14 protein-coding genes are annotated in these 16,900 nt (G+C 39.6%); 3 read left to right on the top strand and 11 right to left on the bottom strand.

Annotation, left to right across the window (positions count from 1 at the left end; genetic code table 11):
* Nucleotides 1-1,193: 1,193 nt before the first annotated feature.
* The 9 genes from V7K73_RS07835 to V7K73_RS07795 all read right to left on the bottom strand — a co-directional run bounded on the left by V7K73_RS07835 (nucleotide 1,194) and on the right by V7K73_RS07795 (nucleotide 10,277).
* On the bottom strand, nucleotides 1,194-1,835 hold the full coding sequence (locus tag V7K73_RS07835) for a DUF4360 domain-containing protein (RefSeq protein ID WP_334878708.1): 642 nt from the start codon (nucleotides 1,833-1,835) through the stop codon (nucleotides 1,194-1,196).
* 204 nt (nucleotides 1,836-2,039) lie between these two features.
* Nucleotides 2,040-2,672, bottom strand: coding sequence for a DUF4360 domain-containing protein (locus tag V7K73_RS07830; RefSeq protein WP_334878706.1), 633 nt, complete (start codon nucleotides 2,670-2,672; stop codon nucleotides 2,040-2,042).
* A 204-nt stretch (nucleotides 2,673-2,876) separates the two neighbouring features.
* On the bottom strand, nucleotides 2,877-3,509 hold the full coding sequence (locus V7K73_RS07825; protein WP_334878704.1) for a DUF4360 domain-containing protein: 633 nt from the start codon (nucleotides 3,507-3,509) through the stop codon (nucleotides 2,877-2,879).
* A 541-nt stretch (nucleotides 3,510-4,050) separates the two neighbouring features.
* Nucleotides 4,051-4,683 (bottom strand): DUF4360 domain-containing protein, encoded by a 633-nt coding sequence (locus V7K73_RS07820; RefSeq protein ID WP_334878702.1) that lies wholly within the window; start codon nucleotides 4,681-4,683, stop codon nucleotides 4,051-4,053.
* 620 nt (nucleotides 4,684-5,303) lie between these two features.
* Nucleotides 5,304-6,038, bottom strand: a complete 735-nt coding sequence (locus V7K73_RS07815; protein WP_334878700.1) for an HAD family hydrolase — start codon at nucleotides 6,036-6,038, stop codon at nucleotides 5,304-5,306.
* A 167-nt stretch (nucleotides 6,039-6,205) separates the two neighbouring features.
* A complete protein-coding gene (locus V7K73_RS07810) occupies nucleotides 6,206-7,339 on the bottom strand; it encodes a S1 RNA-binding domain-containing protein (protein WP_334878698.1) in 1,134 nt (377 codons plus the stop codon).
* Nucleotides 7,340-7,646: 307 nt separating this feature from the next.
* Nucleotides 7,647-7,754, bottom strand: a complete 108-nt coding sequence (locus tag V7K73_RS07805; RefSeq protein ID WP_084227385.1) for a photosystem II reaction center protein T — start codon at nucleotides 7,752-7,754, stop codon at nucleotides 7,647-7,649.
* A gap of 189 nt (nucleotides 7,755-7,943) precedes the next feature.
* Nucleotides 7,944-9,473 (bottom strand): photosystem II chlorophyll-binding protein CP47, encoded by a 1,530-nt coding sequence (gene psbB / locus V7K73_RS07800; protein ID WP_334878696.1) that lies wholly within the window; start codon nucleotides 9,471-9,473, stop codon nucleotides 7,944-7,946.
* Nucleotides 9,474-9,950: 477 nt separating this feature from the next.
* The gene (locus tag V7K73_RS07795) at nucleotides 9,951-10,277 is read right to left on the bottom strand and encodes a hypothetical protein (protein WP_334878694.1); all 327 of its coding nucleotides are present in this window, start codon (nucleotides 10,275-10,277) and stop codon (nucleotides 9,951-9,953) included.
* A 397-nt stretch (nucleotides 10,278-10,674) separates the two neighbouring features.
* Here V7K73_RS07795 and V7K73_RS07790 point away from each other — a divergent pair, with 397 nt between their 5' ends.
* The 3 genes from V7K73_RS07790 to V7K73_RS07780 all read left to right on the top strand — a co-directional run bounded on the left by V7K73_RS07790 (nucleotide 10,675) and on the right by V7K73_RS07780 (nucleotide 14,770).
* A complete protein-coding gene (locus tag V7K73_RS07790; protein WP_334878692.1) occupies nucleotides 10,675-11,550 on the top strand; it encodes a DNA adenine methylase in 876 nt (291 codons plus the stop codon).
* Nucleotides 11,551-11,843: 293 nt separating this feature from the next.
* Nucleotides 11,844-13,496, top strand: a complete 1,653-nt coding sequence (locus V7K73_RS07785) for an ABC transporter substrate-binding protein (protein WP_334878691.1) — start codon at nucleotides 11,844-11,846, stop codon at nucleotides 13,494-13,496.
* Nucleotides 13,497-13,744: 248 nt separating this feature from the next.
* Nucleotides 13,745-14,770 (top strand): ABC transporter permease, encoded by a 1,026-nt coding sequence (locus tag V7K73_RS07780; protein WP_334878689.1) that lies wholly within the window; start codon nucleotides 13,745-13,747, stop codon nucleotides 14,768-14,770.
* 247 nt (nucleotides 14,771-15,017) lie between these two features.
* Here the strand turns inward: V7K73_RS07780 and V7K73_RS07775 are convergent, their stop codons facing one another.
* Nucleotides 15,018-15,617, bottom strand: coding sequence for a hypothetical protein (locus V7K73_RS07775; protein ID WP_334878687.1), 600 nt, complete (start codon nucleotides 15,615-15,617; stop codon nucleotides 15,018-15,020).
* Between the two features lie 156 nt (nucleotides 15,618-15,773).
* On the bottom strand, nucleotides 15,774-16,892 hold the full coding sequence (locus V7K73_RS07770) for an ABC transporter permease (RefSeq protein ID WP_334878685.1): 1,119 nt from the start codon (nucleotides 16,890-16,892) through the stop codon (nucleotides 15,774-15,776).
* Nucleotides 16,893-16,900 lie beyond the last annotated feature (8 nt).

The raw sequence follows: 16,900 nt of genomic DNA, 5'->3' as shown, positions 1-16,900 counted from the left end.
ATGGAATACACTCTGGTTAAGAAAGACAGAAAGATGATAAAATAATCAATTTCTGACTTGGAAATTGTTTACCAACGTATTTGACTTATCAGAAAATAATTCAGGAGTCAGCACTTAGAATTCAGAATCGAATTCTGTACGAAAAAACAGATAACGCAGAGGTAGCGACTCTACCAGCAGATTAATAAATAAACGGGTTTAAGACCCCTACTAAATCTTCTCCTTTGGAGATGCACTCACTCGCGTTCGATTTAGCGCTCAAGAATAGAATGGTGGTATTGAACCCCCACTTTCTTGTTCTGACTCCTGAATTCTTACTTCTGAATTCTTCTTTAATTAAGAATTGCCCTCACAAGAAGTTTTACAAGCATTTTACCATCAAATAAAAATATATTTTACCTATCCAAAGACATATTTTTTTCCAAGTGTGATTTTGTTAGATTTATCAGCTACTTTGGCTTGACCCAATTATTTATTAAGACAGAGATTCAAAGCTTTATTCAGAGCGATTGAAAAAATCTTTCGATAAGTTGGTACAGCTTTACAAACAGCAGGTTTTGGAAAAAATTAAATACAAAAATAACTAGGCATTTAAAAAACTTAACAAGGATTAAATTCAAACTTGATTTGAAACAATACACGCCCGATTGTTGTGTCTATTTTATCAAATCGTATTTTGGACTTCTAAACGTCTAGGTACATTTGTAGCTCTTGCTATCAGAGTTATAAACCTATTTGACTTCTCAGAAAATAATTCAGGAGTCAGCACTTAGAATTCAGAATTTAATTCTGTGTAACTGGCAGATAGTCGAGCGTTAGCTACTCTACCACCAGATGAACAAATAGGTTTAATACCCCCACTAAATTTTCTGTTTTAGAGACGGACTCGCGTTTGATTTAGCGTACAAGAATAAAATATTTGAACCCTCCACTTTCTCGTTCTGACTCCTGAATTCCTGCTTCTGAATTCTTCTTCAATTCAGAATTGCCTTCATAATAAGCCTTGAAAAATTTAAAATCACAGATAAATATATTTTACCTATGCAAAGACATCTGTTTTGCAAATTGTGATTTCGTTAGATTGATCAGCTACTTTGACTTTACCTAACTATTTATCAAGACAGAGAGTCAAAGATTTATTCAGTTGGTAAACCAGCTTTATAGATAGGGAGTAGCTATTGGCAAAAAAAAACCTAACAAGGATTAAAATCAAACTTAATTTGGAATAATACAGGACCGATTGTTGTGTCGATTGTATCAATTCGGATTTGGGTTTCTAGACCTTTAGGTTTACTTGGTACATTTGTAGCTCTTGCTATGAGAGTTGAATTGATACCAAAAACCGAACTTACTGGGTTCTTACATGCATTTATTGTGTTTAATGTAATACCTACATCTTTGCTCCAAACATCTGAGAAGCCAGCATTAAACTTTTGGTTTGGATTATCGTTAGTTGGAACTTCTTGACCTTGAAAGAGTATTTTCACGTTCAGGTCAGCACTGCCTTTTGTAGGCACATCTGCAAAGCCAAGATATTTGACGTTAATCGGCTGAACGTTAAATCCAGAAGGTACACTCAGACCGATCCGCAGATTGCAGGATGCTGATACAACCTGAGAACGTGGAGCTTTAGCTTCAAATGCAGAAAATGTTATTGAAAGGGTATCTCCATTCAAAACTCCCTGTATTTTTCCCTCTGGACAACCACTTCCCGCAAAACTTACTGGAACATTTTGAAGCTGAAATCCTTGTGTTTGAGCCTGTACCTGAGATAAACCCACAACATTTAAACTCAGTAGCGTCAAGCTGGAAATAATGCCAGTTAAAATTTTCATATTGTTAGACTCCGCAAAAAGGTGTAATTTACTGTACAAATTAGCTGCAACTTAAAATTCCCTAAGACTTCCTTCTACACAAAAGAATTTTCACCACCAGCCTCTTTGGTGTTTGGGGACTTAGCAGTCTAGGACTTTTAAAATATCCTCTAAGAGGCATCAGCTTTTGTGAAAAATTAAATGCCGATTAGGCATTTAAAAAACCTAACAAGGATTAAAAGCAAACTTGATCTGGAACAATACAGGTCCGATTGTTGTGTCGATTGTATCAATTCGGATTTGGGTTTCTTGATTTGGAGGTATATTTGTAGCTCTTGCTGTCAGATTTGTATTGATACCAAAAATCGAACTTACTGGATTCTTACATGCATTTATTGTACCTAATACAATACCTACATTTTTGTTCCAAACATCTGAAAAGCCAGAGTTAAACGTTGCGTTTGGATTATCGTTAGTTGGAACTTCTTGACCTTGAAAGAGTATTTTCACGTTCAGGTTAGCACTGCCTCCTGTAGGCACATCTGCAAAGCCAAGATAGTTGACGCTAATGGGCTGAACGTTCAATCCAGAAGGTACATTCAGACCGATCCGCAAATTGCAGGATGCTGATACAACCTTAGGAGGTGAAGCTAAAGCCTCAAATTGATCAAATGTTATTGAAAGAGTATCTCCATTCAAAATCCCCTCTGCTGTTCCGTCTGGGCAACCATTTCCGAAAAGAGTTACTGGAACTTTTTGAAACTCAAATCCTGTTGTTTGAGCCTGTACCTGAGATAAACCGACAACATTTAAACTCAGTAGCGTCAAGCTGGAAATAATGCCAGTTAAAATTTTCATATTGTTAGACTCCGCAAAAAGGTGTAATTTACTGTACAAATTAGCTGCAACTTAAAATTCCCTAAGACTTCCTTCTACACAAAAGAATTTTCACCACCAGCCTCTTTGGTGTTTGGGGACTTAGCAGTCTAGGACTTTTAAAATATCCTCTAAGAGGCATCAGCTTTTGTGAAAAATTAAATGCCGATTAGGCATTTAAAAAACCTAACAAGGATTAAAAGCAAACTTGATCTGGAACAATACAGGTCCGATTGTTGTGTCGATTGTATCAATTCGGATTTGGGTTTCTTGATTTGGAGGTATATTTGTAGCTCTTGCTGTCAGATTTGTATTGATACCAAAAATCGAACTTACTGGATTCTTACATGCATTTATTGTACCTAATACAATACCTACATTTTTGTTCCAAACATCTGAAAAGCCAGAGTTAAACGTTGCGTTTGGATTATCGTTAGTTGGAACTTCTTGACCTTGAAAGAGTATTTTCACGTTCAGGTTAGCACTGCCTCCTGTAGGCACATCTGCAAAGCCAAGATAGTTGACGCTAATGGGCTGAACGTTCAATCCAGAAGGTACATTCAGACCGATCCGCAAATTGCAGGATGCTGATACAACCTTAGGAGGTGAAGCTAAAGCCTCAAATTGATCAAATGTTATTGAAAGAGTATCTCCATTCAAAATCCCCTCTGCTGTTCCGTCTGGGCAACCATTTCCGAAAAGAGTTACTGGAACTTTTTGAAACTCAAATCCTGTTGTTTGAGCCTGTACCTGAGATAAACCGACAACATTTAAACTCAGTAGCGTCAAGCTGGAAATAATGGCAGTTAAAATTTTCATATTGTTAGACTCCGCAAAAAGGTGTAATTTCCTGTACAAATTAGCTGCAACTTAAAATTCCCTAAGATTCTTCTACACAAACAAAAGAATTTTATCCACCAGCCTCTTTGGGGTTTGGGGACTTATGGCAGTTCTTAATTGTCTGCAATACGCTCTGGTTGAAGCAGACAGAAATAGGATAATAAATTTCTGGCTTTTAAATTATTTATCAGCGTATTTCATTTATTTAAGAATTGCCATTTGTTGCCAATACTTATTTTAAAAACAGAGTGCTAAAGATTTCTTCAGAGCAATTGCAAGAAATCTTTGGATAACTTTTCGTAAAGCAGCTTTAGAGGATGTTTTAAACCGGTATTTTCCTTTCGTGATAAAGCAAAGTAAATTATCTCAGTGCATAGCTGAAACCTTATTTTTTGCCGCACTTCACCTGAGCGAGAACGTGAAAACATACTTTTTGGGACTTTTAAAACATCCTCAAAGAGGCATCAGCTTTTGCGAAAAAGAAAAATTAAATGCAAAACTGACTATGCATTCAAAAAACCTAACAAGGATTAAAAGCAAACTTGATTTGGAACAATACAGGTCCGATTGTTGTGTCGATTGTATCAAGTCGGATTTGGGTTTCTTGATTTACAGGTATATTTGTAGCTCTTGCTGTCAGATTTGTATTGATACCAAAAATCGAATTCACTGGATTCTTACATGCATTTATTGTGCCTAATGTAATACCTACATTTTTGTTCCAAACATCTGAGAAGCCAGGGTTAAACGTTGCGTTTGGATTATTGTTAGTTGGAACTATTTGACCTTGAAAAAGTATTCTAACGTTCAGGTTAGCACTGCCTCCTGTAGGCACATCTGCAAAGCCAAGATAGTTAACGTTAATGGGCTGAACGTTCAATCCAGAAGGTACATTCAGACCGATCCGCAGATTACAGGATTTTGATACCACTTTAGGAGGTGCAGCTAAAGCTTCAAACTCAGAAAATGTTATTGAAAGAGTATCTCCAACCAAAATTCCCTCTGCTGTTCCCTTTGGGCAACCATTTCCGAAAAGAGTTACTGGAACTTTTTGAAACGTAAATCCTTTTGTTTGAGCTTGTGCCTGAGATAAACCGACAACATTTAAACTCAGTAGCGTCAGACTGGAAATAATGCCAGTTAAAATTTTCATAGTTTTGGACTCCGCAAAAAGGTGTAATTTCCTGTGGACATTAGCTGAAACTTAAAATTCCTAAGATACTTCTACACAAAGAAATTTTACCCAGCAGCATGTTTGGGGTTGGGGACTTTTACTAGTTCTTAAATGTGTGCAATACGCTCTGTTAACACATACAGAAACAGGATAAAACAATTAATTTCTGACTAGGAAATTAATTATTTATCAGCGTATGTCACTTATCAGACAAGAATTCAGGAGTTAAAATTGGGAATTTTAGAATTTAATTCTGTAAAACTGGCGGTAGCTAGTCTACGAGCGGATGAATAAATGGCTTTAATAAGGCGACTAAATAGAACGCAAGTGCGTCTTCAAAGGAGAAGATTTAGTAATCAATAACGGATAGGCGAGTCTCAATCGCCCACTAATTGATTTTGACTCCTGAATTCTGACTTCTGAATTTTTATATTGAGAATTGCTTTTACAACTAGTCTCGAAAAAATAATAATTTATATGAGAAATATTTTATATCTATCTAAAGGCATAGATTATGTAAATTTTAACAAATTATTACGGGAAAGCACGTAGATACGTAGCGGTGAGACAGCCCTCTTGGTAGGGTTTCGCTTGGTAAATTAATCTTTTAAAATCTGGATTTCATCAAGTTGATTAATCACCACATCTGCACCTTGGACGTTATCCGACTTACCCACCCAAGTGATACCAATACAACCTGCGGCTTTAGCATCACGCGCCATTTGCATATCACCAACGGAATCACCTACCATCAATGTAGTGCCTGGTTGGACTCCTAAAGCTTGGCAAGCTTGCAAAAATAGCACTGGATCTGGTTTAGTCGGACCTCCATCTACTCCCATTTCCAACTGGATGTAATCACTTAATTGGTGATTCTCTACAAACTTATGTACTTCATCGCTTGTTGCAGCTGAGAGGATACCGAGTTTCAAACCAGTTTTTTGTAGGTATTTCAACAAGTCTAAGCTACCCACAAACAGAGGTGAAGGAGTTTTTTCAATGTATTTTTCCGCTTCATCCAAAGCTTGACGGGCTATTTTTAAGGACTCAAACCATCCTCTTCCTGTTTCGGCAATATACGCCGCAGCCGCAACTTCTGTTTCACGGCGACTCGCTACTGATATTAAACCGGCGGGATCTAGAATATTCCCATTGATGCCAAACGCCATTAATAGGGGTTCCCCAATACCGGGAACTTGAGCGTCTATCAACCTAGCTGCTCTTTGTGCGAGCGATCGCAAATAGGTTTCTGAATCTTCTAGAGTACCGTTTTTGTCAAACAAAATTGCCTGGATATTATCAAAAGTGATGTTTCTACATTTAACAGTTGCCATAATATATATTTCATTCCATTTATTTAGTTAAAAGTGAAGAGTTATGAGTTTTTATCCTTATATTAACTCCTTAGTGTTAGCAATTCTCCACATAAAAAAAGAGGGGTTTCCCTCTTTTTTATATGATTTAATCCTCTTACTTAAAAATAAGTAAAACTATAAATGTATTATTCTTCAATAGCTGCTGGAATATCTTCTTCTGTTTCCGTCGCTGGTGGAATATCTTCTTCAAGTTCCGCTGCTGGTGGAATATCTTCTTCAAGTTCCTCTGCTGGTGGAATATCTTCTTCAAGTTCCGCTGCTGCTGCTGGTGGAATATCTTCGTCAAGTTCCGCTGCTGGTGGAATATCTTCTTCTGCTACAACTTCCGCAGATGCAGCCGCCGCAGCAGTAGCACCTTGTTGCTTGGCTAACAGCTGTTCACGATATTTAGCAGCCATTTCTTCTGCCTTATCGTAAACCAAATCCCGGTTTTTAATCATGTCGCCAGGTTCGGGTTCTAGCTGCTTGGTAGATAGGGAAATCCGACCCCTTTCTGCATCCAAGTCAATGATCATAACTTTTACTTCATCATTGACATTGAACACGCTATGAGGTGTATCAATATGTTCGTGGGAAATCTCAGAAATGTGTAGTAGACCACTGACGCCGCCGATGTCGATGAAAGCACCGTAGGGTTTGATGCCACGAACTGTACCAATTACTACTTCGCCGACTTCTAGGCGGTTCATCTTACGTTCAACCAGCGCCCGACGGTGAGATAGAACTAAGCGGTTACGTTCTTCGTCCACCTCTAGGAATTTCAATGGCAAATCTTCGCCTACCAATTCTTCTTTAGGTTTGCGGGTACTGATATGAGAACCGGGGATAAAGCCGCGTAATCCCTCAATCCGTACCAATGCTCCACCGCGATTGGTTGCAAATACGCCAGAACGGACAGTAGCATCTTCTGCTTGCAGCTGTCGCACGCGCTCCCAAGCCCGCATATACTCAATACGGCGAATTGAAAGGGTTAATTGACCATCTTCGTTTTCATCGGTAAGGATGAAAAATTCCCGTGTTTCGTTTGACTGTAAGACTTCTTCCGGGCTATCTACCCGGTTAATAGACATTTCTTGTATAGGAATATATGCTGCGGTTTTAGCACCAATGTCAATCAGAGCGCCGCGCGGCTCTATACTGAAAACTGTTCCTGGGACAACATCACCAGGGCTAAAATGATAATCGTATTTGTCAAGTAGAGCAGCGAAATCTTCGTGAGTGAATCCAATTTCTGTAGCGGTTAAATTCTGATTGACCATGCTGATTTGTTCCTGGTTCTAGTCTCCGTAAAGGTTGTGCGACAAGCGCGATGTGTTTTGCAAACACTTTTATGGCAGTTTACATTAACATCCATTTTCATCCTAGCGCAGAAAAGCTAGTATTAACACATATTTACTCCAAGATTGAAAATTATATCACAACAATTAGTCATTGGTCATTAGTCATTTGTAAATAGTGATAAATGAGACAAAGGACAAAGGACACACAAAATAATATCCGTTGCTACTAAGTATCGTAGCAACGGATATTAAGATTCAATCTGCTTAAAGGTCTGGTATATAGGATCTACTTATCTTTTGGTTTCTCAAAGCGAGGGGGTTCCCGAAATGCGATCGCAAAAAAGAGAGTACCTATACACAGAGTAAAAATTAAGATGTACGCAACGCTTTCCATATTACGATCTCCTGCCTATCCAGCTAGTAATGAGGGATTAGGGATTGGGTACTGGGTATTAGGGATTGGACATTGAAAAGAGGCAGAGGGGAGGGGTGCGGGGGCAGAGGGGAAAACTCCTTGCTCCCTGCTCCCTTGCTTCTTTCCCAGTCCCCAGTCCCCAGTCCCCAGTCCCCAGTCCCCAGTATTTTAAAGGGCTTCTTTCCGGCGGGTTGACTTGTCGCCCACTTTCTGGAATAGACCCCACTCAACTTGTTCTTCTAGATCGGCATCAACACCAGCAAATACGTCTCGGTAGATTGTCCGAGAGCCATGCCAGAGGTGACCAAAGAAGAACAATAGAGCAAATACTGCATGTCCAAAGGTAAACCAACCTCTAGGACTGGTGCGGAATACACCATCAGAGTTCAAGGTTTCTCGGTCAAATTCAAAGATTTCACCGCCTTGAGCTTTCCGAGCATACTTCTTCACATCAGCTGGTTCTGTAAAGGTCTTACCATTGAGATTGCCACCATAGAAGCTGACGGTGACACCAGATTGCTCGAAGCTATACTTAGATTCTGCCCGACGGAAGGGAATGTCAGCGCGGACAATTCCATCTGCATCGGTCAAAATCACTGGGAAGGTTTCAAAGAAGTTGGGGAGACGACGCACGGTCAATTCCCGTCCTTCAGAATCTTTGAATACGGCGTGACCTTGCCAAGACTGAGCAATGCCATCACCTTTAACCATCGGACCTGTACGGAATAGACCGCCTTTAGCGGGACTATTACCGACGTAATCATAGAAAGCCAGCTTTTCGGGAATCTGCGACCAAGCTTGTTCAAGGGTTGCACCTTGAGCAACATTTGTTTGGACGCGCTGCTGAATTTCTTGACGGAAGTAGCCTTGATCCCACTGATAGCGGGTTGGGCCAAACAATTCGATGGGAGTGGCGGCGTTACCGTACCACATAGTACCTGCAACAACGAAAGCAGCAAAGAAAACTGCTGCAATACTGCTAGAAAGTACTGTTTCAATGTTCCCCATCCGTAGGGCTTTGTAGAGCCGTTCGGGGGGTCTGACTGTCAGGTGGAATAAGCCTGCAATAATACCAACAACGCCAGCAGCAATGTGGTGAGCCACAATGCCACCAGGGTTGTATGGGTTAAAACCATCTGGTCCCCATTCTGGTGCGACTGCTTGCGCTGCTCCAGTTATACCGTAGGGGTCAGTAACCCACATGCCTGGCCCAAATAGTCCGGTGAGGTGAAAAGCACCAAATCCAAAACAAAGTAGACCAGATAAGAAGAGGTGAATGCCAAACATTTTTGGCAAATCTAGGGCTGGTTCACCAGTGCGGGGATCTCTAAAGAGTTCCAAATCCCAGTAAACCCAGTGCCAAACGGCAGCTAAGAACAAAAGACCCGAAAGAACGATGTGAGCCGCAGCAACGCCTTCAAATGACCAGAAGCCAGGATCGGTTGCTGGTCCACCAGTAACGTTCCAACCACCCCAAGATTGAGTAACGCCCAAGCGCGACATGAAGGGTAGAACGAACATCCCTTGACGCCACATGGGATTGAGAACCGGATCGCTAGGGTCAAAAACAGCTAGTTCGTAGAGTGCCATCGAACCAGCCCAGCCTGCTACTAAGGCTGTGTGCATTAGGTGTACAGAAATCAGCCGCCCTGGATCATTCAGAACGACTGTATGTACTCGGTACCAGGGTAGTCCCATCGACTACGCTCCTCCTCGATGAGTTAGTTTACAAAGCAATTTTCTTACTGAGATTCTAAGAAACGAAATTCGCCACTTAGAAAACTCTCTCTTGTTTTTTGTTATTGCCACAGCCAAAACCTTACCACAGCTTAGTCTTATAAGTTAGACGGCGTGGGAGATGAGGCAATGCTTACTCGCTTCGGGAGGTTTACCTTGTAGGGTAGCCATCACTAAGCAAAAATGAGAATGTTTTAAAAAGTGTAACTATTGATGGAATTGTTTGCAAGCGTGTAAATTGATGCGATCGCGTAGCATGTCCAAGTTTTTTCGCTACCAATCGCTGTCGGGGATTAAATTTGCTTATCTTTTCTTTACGAGGGGAGTGGGGAGTCGGGGAGATGAGGGGGATGAGGGAGATGAGGGGGATGAGGGACAAGAATTAATAACCAATGCCCAATAGACTTCGCTCAGTACAAGTGGCCAATGCCCCACTATCTACTGAACCACCAATTGGATGTTTTGCAGTTGACATTTCGTCTCAGCCGTACCCAGGCGTTCAATTACCTGTTCGGCGCTCATCAGACGCTTGAGTACTACTTGGCCTATGGTCTGACTGGCAATTACTGGTATTGTTGGCTTGACTTCCACGGTTAAAACGGCTTCTTCAACTCGATAAAGCCATAGCAATTCGTTTTCTTCAACTAAACAAATATTCATTCGCTGAATATCTGGTTGGCGTCGCCATGCGGTTATTTGCCAGAGTCCATCAGATGCCCAGACTCTAGCAACTGCCCATCCCTCAGATAGAAAGAAATATTTCACGCTTTTACTCTCACTATTAGACTTTAAATCTGCTGTTTAGGATATCGTATATTATTTGCTAATAATGTATAAATAATGATATTTTAACTTAAAGCTATTTAAATTATTATTGCCTACGTCTTATTAATAGGAAAAATACTGGTTTATCTCATTTAAATCAGTACCATAAATAAGAAAATTATAATAAGTAAGTGGGTGAAATTAAATATAAAACCTCACCCTGCCTCCGGCTTCCCTCTCCTTAGTAAGGAGAGGGATTGAGGGTGAGGTTTGATCTTATAATCTACTTACCTCCTTTTAAACTAATAAGTTTATTTTATTACCAAATTTACAAGAAATTTTTATATACTATGGTTAGAAAATGCCGAACATAATTGTATGAATATTTCAGGGAATTATGAACAAACCTATAAACTCACCATTTAGATATCCTGGTGGCAAATTTTATGCTCGTAATTTGATTCTTAATCATATTCCTTCTCACTCCTATTATGCTGAACCTTTTGCAGGGGGTGGTTCTATTTTTTTTGTAAAAAATAAAGTAAATATTAATTGGCTCAATGATATAGATGAATTATTAATAAATACCTTATTAATAATTCGAGATCAACCCGAAGAATTAATAAAATTTTTAGAAGGTGAATCTGCGACTAAAGAAAGACATACATATTACAAAAATCAATTTATACCACAAAATAAATTAGAACAAGCTGGTAGATGGTTTTACCTCAACAGAACCTCCTACTCTGGAATCATGAAGCATCAGAACTGTTATTGGGGATATGGTGAAAAATACAGTATGCGTCCAGAGAATTGGCCTAGAAATATACGCCGAACTTCTGAGAAACTTCAAAATGTTAAAATCACTAATCTCGACTTTGAAGAAGTTATAGAATCTGTACCTGATGGATGTTTTTTATTTATTGATCCTCCTTATTTCAATGCAGATCAAGATAAATTTTATGTTCATTCATTTTCTAAAGACGATCATTTTAGGCTATGCCAAATATTAAACAGACATAAGCAGAGAATAAAATTTCTTATAACTTACGATAATAGCAACGAAATTAGAAATTTATATGAATGGGCATTGGAAATACACGACAAAGAATGGAATTATACAATTAATAGAACCGACGATCAAAAAAATGGAAAAAGTAAACAAGATAACTTTAAAGGCGAACGATATAAGGGGAAAGAAATTTTTATATTAAACTACTCTTCTCTTGACTTTACTTTTCAAAATTTTGAACGGTCAAGTCTAACAGTTTGAATGATTCTATCGAAATAATTAATGTAAATTTAAAGTTTTAGAAGTAATTCATCTTTTAGCTAACTTAGACTCAATAGATATCGTTTTTGCTGTGTCTTTGTCATGTGTTGCAGTTTGTGTATTCATCATAGGCTTTGTTACAATCCATTTTTCATCAGGCAAAATTTGGTTTAATCGAGAGTATCTAGACTCTATAAAAAGTGGGTAAAGTAGTAACTAATTGTAAAAATTGCTATAAAACTAACGAATATATAGTAAAATCACTCACCGCTAATTACATAAAATTTAACTGTATGACCTGGTTTTCCTTGTCCGTAAAACGGTGGGGTCGGATTACACAATTCCTATCTTTATTCTGTCTATGTTTATTTTTAGTTGTTAGTTGCGCTCCTCGTCCACAGGTAACTACGACACCATCGGGTTCTGTGAATAGCGCTACAGGAGATGGTCGGATTACTATAGGTACAACAGCGAAACCAAGAACCCTTGATCCGGCTGATGCTTATGAGTTAGCATCTTTAGGTTTGGTGTTTAATATGAGCGATCGCCTCTACAACTACGAACCAGGAAGTACGGAAATTAAGCCGCAGCTAGCTACAGCATTACCTAAAGTCAGTCAAGATGGCTTAACTTATACCATCCCCTTACGCCAGGGAGTAATTTTTCACGATGGGACTCCGTTCAACGCCCAAGCAATGGCCTTTACCATCAAACGCTTTATTCAAAATAAAGGAAAACCCTCATTCTTACTAACTGATATAGTAGATTCGGTAAAACCTACAAGTGAGTATGAATTAACCTTTAAGCTGAAAAAGCCCTTTGCACCGTTTCCTTCATTGCTGGCGTTTTCTGGGGTGTGTGCAGTTTCACCAAAAGCTTACGAACTTGGTGCTGGTAAATTCAAGCCGAATATCTTTGTAGGGACTGGGCCTTACAAATTAGCACAGTATGGTACTGATTCAATCAGATTTGATGTGTTTGATAAGTATTGGGGAGAAAAACCAGTTAACAAGGGTGTTAACCTGCAAATTCAAACAAGTCCGGTTAATTTGTTTAATGCTTTCCGTACAGGCGCAATCGATGTAGCTTATCTGTCACTACAGCCAGATCAAAATCGCAGCTTAGAAGAAGGTGGTAAAAAAGGGGATTGGCAAGCGATCGCAGCTGAGGGTAGTGTAGTAAGCTATCTGGTATTAAACCGGAATCAAAAGCCTTTAGATAAATTAGAGGTAAGACAAGCGATCGCATCAATAATTGACCGTCCACTTTTAAATGAGCGGGCGTTACTTGGTCAAGCAGATCCACTTTATAGTATGATTCCTACAACATTTAAAGTTTCTGTGCCATTATTTAAAGAAAAATATGGTGATGCTAACTTTGATCAAGCTAAAAAATTGTTAACTACTGCTGGTTTTTCTAAAGAAAATCCTGCAAAAGTGCAAGTTTGGTATCCTTCTAGTTCACCTACTCGTAGTTTGGCAGCACAGACACTCAAATCTCTTGTCGATGTCAAAATGGATGGAATACTACAATTTGAAGTCACCCCCGCCGAAGGCCCAGCCTTTTTCAAAGACATTGCTAAGGGATTATATCCAGCAGCTTTACTCGATTGGTATCCAGATTTTTTAGATCCAGATAATTATGTCCAGCCATTTTTGGCTTGTGACAAAGGTTCAGTTGCTAAAGGATGCGAAGATGGAGGCAGTCAAACTCAGGGTTCATTCTACTATAGCGAAGGCATTAATAAACTGATTGATCAGCAACGCAAAGAACAAAACCCCGAAGCGCGTCAGAAAATTTTTACAGAAATTCAAACACAAGTAACTACTGATGTACCTTACGTTCCCTTATGGCAAAGTAAAGACTATGTATTTGCCCAAAAAGGTGTTAACAGCGTACAACTTAATCCCACTCAAATTTTGCTTTACCAAACAATTAAAAAGTAGTCATTAGTCATTAATCATTAATAATGATTATTGACTAATGACTCTTAAATAAAATATTTCATGTTCAATATAAGTAGGTGGGTCAAATTAAATATAAAACCTCACCCTCAATCCGGCTTCCCTCTCCTTCATAAGGAGAGGAATTGAGGGTGAGGTTTTATCTTATATTTAATTACGCCTACTTACTTATCTAGTTAATAGCTAAGATAAGTCCAAAAACTGCATTTATTTATAATTTTCAATTGCTTATGTCTCGCTCTAAAGCTTTACAGTATTACATTGTTTCTCGCTTGCTTCTCGCGCCACTTCAGCTATTAACGATCATCACTATTGTATTTCTCTTACTAAGAGCAACACCAGGAGATCCAGCAGATGCAATTCTCGGCGGACGTGCGCCAGAAGCTGTTAAAGAAGAATTGCGAAAACAACTAGGTCTAAACCTTCCTCTGTGGCTACAGTACCTAAATTATTTGGGAAATTTGTTGCGCTTTGATTTGGGAACTTCTTTGTTGAGTAGCGGACAGAATGTTTGGGACATAATTGGACAATATTTCCCGGCGACAGTGGAGTTAGCAGTATGTAGTATGGGAGTTGCACTCATCGTTGGAATTGCGGTTGGTACTCTTTCGGCTTCTCGTCCTGGAACATATTTTGATGTCGGTGGGCGTTTATTTGGGATTATCACTTACGCACTCCCGATGTTTTGGGCGGGGATGCTTTTACAGTTGATTTTCTCTGTCCAATTGGGTTGGTTTCCTAATTCCAACCGCTTTCCGCCCAATCTTCCGGCTCCCACTACTGTCACTGGATTGTATACAATTGATAGCTTACTCGGTGGAAATCTCACTCAGTTTTTTACATCTTTGCACCATCTTGCTTTACCAAGTCTCACTTTAGGAATTTTGCTGAGTGGGATTTTTGAGCGAATTGTGCGAGTGAATTTAAAGCAAACCTTGCAAGCCGATTATGTAGAAGCGGCTAGAGCTAGAGGGATTGGGGAAAATAAGATTTTAGCCTCCCATGCTTTAAAGAATGCTTTAATTCCAGTAATTACAGTCTTGGGGTTAACATTTGCATCTCTGTTAGGTGGGGCGATTTTGACAGAGGTAACATTTTCTTGGCCTGGGTTAGCTAATCGACTTTATCAAGCGATCGCCGATCGCGATTATCCCACAGTTCAGGGAGTGCTAGTATTTTTTGGTGCGATCGTTGTTAGCGCTAGTATTTTGATTGATATTCTAAATGCTTATGTAGATCCGCGAATTCGGTATTAGGGACTTCCAAATAAAAAAATACTCAACTACTTCTTGTGGTAATTTATTTGTTGGAAGTCCCTTAGCAAGGAGTTGTTAAGATAATTCGTAATTCGTAATGACGCTTCTGCGTCGCTAACGGAATTCGTAAATATAGCGTTTTTGGTTATTGAGACAATCTAAACAAATTCATTCGTGACATAATCCCAGTGATTACAGTCTTGGGATTAAGCTTTGCGTCTCTATTGGGTGGGGTTATTTTGATATTTTATTGAGAAATACCACTGGCTAAAATCCCAAGAATTTTATTCACATCTTTCAGATAATATTCGCTTAAATCAATGGTCAATGTTTGTGCTTCTAGTTTGAGGAATTGCCAAATACTGCCCGTTGTGACTGCTCCGTAAATTGTTTTAATTTCAGTTGCAGCTTGCTGATTAAAAATTTGGGCTGCTACCATTTCCGCCGCACACTGACCCAAACCCGCATTAATATTTTCTTTTTTAGCTTCTACAACTGTAATTACTGGTGCTGTTAAAATTAGAATTTCTGGAGATTTAGTAATAATAAAATCGCAAGTACCGTTTAATCCTTTGCTATTATCGACAGTGAAATCTACCCCAGAAAATAAACCAATTTGTTCTCGTAATTGTCGGCGTAAATCAACTAAAATTGGAGCAATAATTAACTCAGAACGCGCTTTTTCACTATTACTACCTAAAGCGATCGCCAGGTTATAATTGAGTGTTTCTACAAGTAAATTACTCGCTGCTAATTCAGGAGCTTCAGCGAAAATATCACGTTTTTCTAATGTGGTTAAACTAAACTCTTGTTTTGCTTTAGCTAAACTAAACTCGCTATAAGCCATAAAACTATTACTCGCTTTCGCTTTTAAACAGAAGACTGAAATTACTCCCCAACATCCAAGCAGCAAAGATACCGGGCGAATAGAATTCGCGGCTACACAGGCTTTCGTCCGCCTTCGCGGACTAATTTCGGCGATCGCATTTGCTATTCTAAGAGCTTATCTTCTATTTAAACTACGAGGGTCGAGTGCATCTCTTAGCCCATCACCGAGTAAGTTGAATGCTAACACTGTCAGGATAATCAGCACAACAGGCGGCCAGATTAACCAAGGTTGCAGTACCAAAATTGAAGCATTGCTAGCTAGAGAAAGCATATTGCCCCAAGAGGGGTCCGGTTGTTGAATACCCAAACCAATGAGACTCAATATCGCTTCTGCGCCAATAAAGCTAGGAATTGCAAGAGTAGCAGAGATAACTACATAACTAGCCGTTTGCGGCAAAACGTGGCGGAGGATGATATAAATTGGGTTTGCGCCCATCGCCCGTGCTGCTTGGACAAATTCTCGCTCTTTAATTGATAGTACCTGTCCTCGAATCACCCGTGCTAAACCAGCCCAGCTAATAACCGAAGTAATTACCACAATCAGCAAAAAGCGCTGGGTACTGCTTAAACCAGGTGGTAAGACTGCCCCCAAAGTCACCAAAAGATAAATACTAGGGAAAGTCATTAGCACTTCTGCCAAGCGCATGATGACGCTATCAGTCACACCACCGAAATAGCCGGAAATTCCCCCGATAATCAAACCGAGGGGATAGGTAATGATAATGCCAAAAATTCCGATAAACATACTGATGCGACCGCCATGCAAGAGGCGACTAAATTGGTCGCGGCTTTGGTCATCAGTCCCCAAGATGTTGAAGTTGGCGCCAGTTGTTGTGCCAAATAAATGCCAATTTAAGGGAATACCAGGAAAGATTGTCACCTCATCCCACTTTGGGGGTAATGGCAAACTCATCTGCAACAATCGGTATTCTGGCCCGGAGACAAATAGACGCAGGGGTGAGGGCTTTGTCAAGTCTACAATGAGTTTGCGATCGCCTGTTTCTAAATTTGTGTCTCCCTGAGTCGTCGGATAAATATACGGCCCGATAAACTGTCCTGACTTAGAAACCCAATGTATCTTAGTTGGTGGAAGCAGTGAACCATTGGGCTGTGAAGCATAGGGGTCATAAGGAGCCACGAAATCTGCTGCAATTACTGCTATGTAGAAAATTAACAGCAAAATTGCCCCAAATTGTGCCAAAGGATTTTTTTTCAGTCGTCGCCACCAATCCATAGGAGTTA

It is taken from the genome of Nostoc sp., assembly GCF_036916975.1.
Taxonomy (GTDB): domain Bacteria; phylum Cyanobacteriota; class Cyanobacteriia; order Cyanobacteriales; family Nostocaceae; genus Nostoc.
The sequence above is the reverse complement of the archived record's forward strand: the minus strand, read 5'-3'. Positions and strand labels throughout refer to the sequence as shown.